Source organism: Phytoactinopolyspora endophytica (assembly GCF_004138495.1).
Classification (GTDB): domain Bacteria; phylum Actinomycetota; class Actinomycetes; order Jiangellales; family Jiangellaceae; genus Phytoactinopolyspora; species Phytoactinopolyspora endophytica.
Genome location: NZ_ML142849.1, coordinates 273,308 through 274,362, shown reverse-complemented (window position 1 = coordinate 274,362; position 1,055 = coordinate 273,308). Strand labels below are relative to the sequence as shown.

Annotated in this window: 1 protein-coding gene; it reads left to right on the top strand. The window is 68.1% G+C overall.

Annotation, left to right across the window (positions count from 1 at the left end; all coding sequences use genetic code 11):
• Positions 1–82 precede the first annotated feature (82 nt).
• On the top strand, positions 83–1,055 hold a 973-nt coding region (locus ELR45_RS01220), incomplete at its 3' end, for an NHL domain-containing protein (RefSeq protein WP_205855659.1).

Sequence of the window (1,055 nt, the reverse complement as noted above, 5' to 3'; positions counted from 1 at the left end):
CACGACCGTCGCCGGTACTGGAGAGGCGGAGGCATCGAGTGGGGACGGTGGGCCGGCGGTGGAGGCGTCGTTCACTCGGCCGATGGACGTTGAGGTGGACGCGGACGGCAATATCTATGTGGCCGACGTCACCAGGTTCTATGCCAGCGACGACGACATTCCCAGCCATCGGATCCGCAGGATCGCCCCGGACGGTGTGATCACCACGATCGCCGGTGGTGAGGCGTGTGGATATTCCGGTGACGGCGGACCCGCCGTGGATGCCGAGCTGTGCTATCCCAGCGAGCTGACTGTGGGCGACGACGGCACGATCTTTCTTGTCGACGAGGAACACCACCAGATTCGGGTGATCTCACCGGACGGCATCATCGACAGTCTGCCCACCTATGTCGACGATCCGTCCGCGCTGGCCATCGGGCCGGACGGGGCGTTGTACGTCGGCGACGGTGATCGGGGGCAGGTACACCGGATTCCGCTCGATACAGACCCGACCCCGGACACGCCGGACGCCTCCGATGGAGCACCCGATCGGTGGGCCGACGCGGATCCGCGCGTCGTTGCACCGTTAGCGGGAACCGGGACAGCGGGCACCTCCGGCGACGGCGGACCGGCGCTCGAGGCTCAGTTGTCCGATCCCGACGACCTTGCCGTCGGCCCGGACGGCACGCTCTACGTGCTCGATTCTGGCAACGCGCGAGTACGCGCGATCGATCCGGACGGGACGATCACGACCGTCGCCGGGGGCGGCGAAGTCTCGGGCGACCATTTCGGACCAGGGCCGATGCCGGGTGACGGCCGCCTGGCATCCGAGGTGATCCTGGGTAGGGTCACCGGCATCGACGTCGCCTCCGACGGCACCCTCTACATGGCCGACCGCAGCCACGACCGGATCCGGAAGGTCAGCCCGGCCGGCCTGATCAGCACGGTCGCGGGTACCAGTGAGGCGCCGGACGGGACTAACACCGCCGCGGCCGGGACCGATACAGTCCACGTCGCGTTCGGAGTCCCCGAAGATGTCGCCGTCGGTCCGGATGGGAGCCTGTACGTCTCGGACT